5 protein-coding genes are annotated in these 4,199 nt (G+C 34.0%); 4 read left to right on the forward strand and 1 reads right to left on the reverse strand.

The genetic code is table 11. From position 1 onward, the window contains the following. The 4 genes from AC3DU7_RS26925 to AC3DU7_RS26940 all read left to right on the forward strand — a co-directional run. Nucleotides 1–499, forward strand: a 499-nt coding sequence (locus tag AC3DU7_RS26925) for a hypothetical protein (RefSeq protein ID WP_488042338.1), incomplete at its 5' end; no start/stop codon positions are given. 222 nt (nucleotides 500–721) lie between these two features. Then, on the forward strand, nucleotides 722–1,402 hold the full coding sequence (locus tag AC3DU7_RS26930) for a hypothetical protein (RefSeq protein WP_488042339.1): 681 nt from the start codon (nucleotides 722–724) through the stop codon (nucleotides 1,400–1,402). Between the two features lie 139 nt (nucleotides 1,403–1,541). Next, on the forward strand, nucleotides 1,542–2,228 hold the full coding sequence (locus AC3DU7_RS26935) for a hypothetical protein (protein WP_488042340.1): 687 nt from the start codon (nucleotides 1,542–1,544) through the stop codon (nucleotides 2,226–2,228). A gap of 86 nt (nucleotides 2,229–2,314) precedes the next feature. After that, complete coding sequence (locus AC3DU7_RS26940) at nucleotides 2,315–2,920, forward strand: hypothetical protein (RefSeq protein WP_488042342.1); 606 nt, start codon at nucleotides 2,315–2,317, stop codon at nucleotides 2,918–2,920. A gap of 79 nt (nucleotides 2,921–2,999) precedes the next feature. Here the strand turns inward: AC3DU7_RS26940 and AC3DU7_RS26945 are convergent, their stop codons facing one another. Beyond that, a complete protein-coding gene (locus tag AC3DU7_RS26945; protein ID WP_488042341.1) occupies nucleotides 3,000–4,067 on the reverse strand; it encodes an RNA-guided endonuclease InsQ/TnpB family protein in 1,068 nt (355 codons plus the stop codon). Nucleotides 4,068–4,199 lie beyond the last annotated feature (132 nt).

A 4,199-nucleotide genomic window follows, 5' to 3' on the forward strand; every position in this document is an offset into this window, starting at 1 on the left:
TACGATCGCCAAAATTTTAGAAGACAGACTTAGCGATGTGTGGACTGGAGAAATAAAATTAAATCTTATGGATTCTAGTCTCGGTCCTCATATTCCATTTGTAGATATTTTACTTGTTCAGGGAGAAGTAAATGCAGAAAACGGCAGTATAGAAAGGGAATATAAACTTTCAGGTTTCGGAGCAGGAGTTAGTATTGGGCTCGAAGGTCGAGGAGATCAGGCGAATGAAAATACAACAAGTAAATTATCGTTAGATTTTCTTGTTGAAGTGTCTCCTCTGAAGAGGAAAACTCCTCCTGACGAATTAGCAGGAGACTTTAGGTTAGACGGAATACGATGGCTATGGGGTTACAACGGTAATTTCAGGATTCCCATGCAAAATGATGCATATTCTTTAAAACTCGGTTCAGGTAACGGTTTTGCAACTGATTCTAATCTCGCAACTCCATATACCAGGTTGAGTTTCCAATTTTTGTGGGGCGCATCTTATCATTTTTAGAAGACCTCAACAGTAGAATCTACATTCTACACCACAAACATACTACAACTAATTTTTCAAAGAAAAAAGTTTATGACATAGCTACTTATTATTGAGAATAGTCAATAAATTGTTGTAGTATGCAATTGTACTTTTAATCTCTGTAGCTTTTATAATGTAAAGCTTCTAGTGATTAAAATTTAATACTATAGTTGTTTCAAAATAATGGAGGAAATAGCAAAAATGTCTATCAAGCAAATATGGCCTTATTTGCAAATGCCTGTTATACAATGCTTAGATCATTGCACTATTAGTTTTCTTGAGCAACATAATATAAATTTACAAGCAGATTTACCGGAAAATTTAAGTACAATTACTTCAGAAGATTATAGAAAAGTAATAGAAACTGTTTCAAAATTTACTAAAACAGCAGAAAAAGGCCGAAAAACTGACTTAACTTTGAGTAGTCGAGAACTAAACTCTTTGTTGCAACCTACCTACGAGAATTATTCTCAACTTAATATTTTCATAAAAGTGAATACTTTCCCTGAAAGTTATGAAATTCAAGATGACATTTTGATTCACAAAAGTCTTAGAATTTCAGCATTTATGTTACTTTTAAAACTGAGAAAATACCTTTATAGCTATAGCAAAACAAAACTTAAAATAACAATAGAATCAGGAGTTATTCAAGAAAAAACATACTGTTTAACAATATTTAATATGGACGTTTCTCATTTTGCTAATGAAACAATAACTTATCGTCCGCAATTTGGAAATAATTTAATAGAGTTTATTTTGCTTGCTCCTTATAATAAACCCATTGAAGAATTAAGTGATTTAGAAAGACAGAGCATTCAAAAAGTATTAGAAAATCTGAAAAGTATTAAAGTTGAAAATGGTTTTATTATTATTAGTACATAAGTAGCAAAATTAGTTTTGATTAGAGATTTTTAGAGATGTCATTTGGCACTTGTTGAAGTGTCTCCTCTATGATGTAAATCTTCTGGTGATTAAAATTTAATGCTATAGTTGTTTCAAAATAATGGAGGAAATAGCAAAAATGTCTGTTAACCAAATATGGTCTCATTTACGAATGATTGCAATAGGAAACTTAGATCATTGCACTATTAGTTTTCTTGAGCAACATAATATAAATTTACAAGCAGATTTACCGGAAAATTTAAGTACAATTACTTCAGAAGATTATAGAAAAGTAATAGAAACTGTTTCAAAATTTACTAAAACAGCAGAAAAAGGCCGAAAAACTGACTTAACTTTGAGTAGTCGAGAACTAAACTCTTTGTTGCAACCTACCTACGAGAATTATTCTCAACTTAATATTTTCATAAAAGTGAATACTTTCCCTGAAAGTTATGAAATTCAAGATGACATTTTGATTCACAAAAGTCTTAGAATTTCAGCATTTATGTTACTTTTAAAACTGAGAAAATACCTTTATAGCTATAGCAAAACAAAACTTAACATAACAATAGAATCAGGAGTTATTCAAGAAAAAACACACCGTTTAACAATATTTAATGTAGACGTTTCTTATGTAAATTTTTCTGATGAAAGAAGAGATTATCCTCTGCTATTCGGAAATAACTTAATAGAGTTTATTTTGCTTGCTCCTTATAATAAACCCATTGAAGAATTAAGTGATTTAGAAAGACAGAGCATTCAAAAAGTATTAGAAAATCTGAAAAGTATTAAAGTTGAAAATGGTTTTCTCATTATTAGTACATAAGTAGCAAAATTAGTTCGGTGTGAAGTGTCCCTTGATTTTTCTGCAATTATTCCGCCAAAGACGCTCTAGGCAATTCCACCACCTATATCTACGACGAACGTGGCAACATAATTACAGAAATCGATGCAGAAGGAGGAATTACCCAACGTACCTACGATAATGACAATAACCTCAAGAGCGAAACTGACCCCGATGGAGTCATTACAAAATACACTTACGACAGTAAAGGGAACATCCTGACCCTAGAAGACGGAGATGGCAACATCACCCACATGAACTACAACCAATACGGTCAACCCCTCTCCATCGTCTCTCCCACAGGGTTATCAATGTCATTCAAATATGATAGTCGTGGCAACCTGCTCGAAAGTACCGATACCGATGGTTTAACCACAACTTACGAATACGACAGTACCGGAAAACCCACTCGTCAAGTAGCTCCCGACGGACAAGTCACCCTCTGGGAATATGACAACAAAGGCAACCCCATTAAGATGACAGACAGTCGCGGTAACGAAGTCCAAGCTAATTATGACAGTAACGGTCGGATGCAAAATGCCACAATGGATTTCGTTATAGACGGGCAAACCTACACTCTCAGTCGCAGTTTAACCTTTGACAAAGAAGGTCGCACCGTTCTACTAAACTTACCCAAACTTACCCATACACGATTGCATGAGCTTTGGAGCTAGCTTCCTGCTTCTGTGAGAACCACTGACCGCAGTCTGTAACTTATTCTCTCCACAGGCTTAAATTCGCTTGGAACTCAAGCTACTGATGCACATAGTTTTTCAGGTTGACAGCAGCGTTAAAATCTCTGTCAGCTTCCAAACCGCATTCACTACACTCATAAGTTCTCAAGTGCAACGGCATTTTCTGTTGATGCCCACAGTTTGAACATATTTGAGAACTTGGATAAAATCTATCAGCTATGACTAATTCACTGCCGTACCATTCACATTTGTATGTAAGTTGACGCTTAAATTCATAAAATCCACAGTCTGCTATAGCACTTGCTAATTTATGATTTTTCAACATTCCACTGACATTCAAATCCTCAATTACTATGGTGCTGTGGTTTTTAGCTAACCATGTCGTGAGTTTATGTAGAGCATCTACTCTGATATCAGCAACTTTCTTGTGAACTTTGGCTAATTTTTTTACTGCTTTGCGTCGGTTTTTGGAGCCAATAACTTTTTTACTGACTGCACGTTGATGACGAACTAATCGTTTTTTGGCTTGCCTGTAGGCTTTGACATTGGCAAATTTACTGCCATCAGAACAGGTTGCTAATGTATTTATGCCTATGTCTACACCAATAGTTTCTCCTACTTTTTCTGTTGGATAGGATTCAAAATTATATTTAAAACTGATGTACCAACTATCTGCTTTTTTTGATATTCTCACATTTTTTACTGGTACAGATGGTAAGATTTCATAAGTTTTTACTATTCCTATTCTTGGTAGTTGTATGTAATTTCCTTGAATAATCTTAATACTACCTTCTAAGTAAAAACTGTCTTTTCTACCTTTTTTATTAAAGACCGGAAATCCACGTTTAGGAATAGTCAAAAAGTTTTTAAATGCCCTCTCTAAATCTCTTAAAGCCTGCTGGGGAGCACACTTTGACACTTCATAATACCATGGGTTTTTACTTTTTACTTCAGCAATTAAACGTTTATGTAAAGTGATAGCACTCTTGAATTTTTTTGTTGATTCGTATTCAGAAATACAAGTTTCTAGTCCCCAGTTATAAGCATGACGAGCTACTCCTGCGTGTTTGGCAAGTATTGTTTTTTGTTTATTATTAACTTTTAGTTTAGTCTTTATTGATTTCATTTCAATTTATCGGCCACCTCTTTTAATAGTTTAATAAGTTAAACATAAATCTATTATATCACAGTAAATGTCTATTTATCAGGACTTACGCAAAGACACTATATATAGTGCCTACTAATTTAGGCGATCGCC

The sequence above is a fragment of the Okeania sp. genome, from assembly GCF_983059655.1.

Excerpts from the sequence above, each read along its gene's own strand:
- AC3DU7_RS26930 (WP_488042339.1), top strand. The coding sequence starts at position 722 with ATGTCTATCAAGCAAATATGGCCTTATTTGCAAATGCCTGTTATACAA.
- AC3DU7_RS26935 (WP_488042340.1), top strand. The coding sequence starts at position 1,542 with ATGTCTGTTAACCAAATATGGTCTCATTTACGAATGATTGCAATAGGA.
- AC3DU7_RS26945 (WP_488042341.1), bottom strand. The coding sequence starts at position 4,067 with ATGAAATCAATAAAGACTAAACTAAAAGTTAATAATAAACAAAAAACA.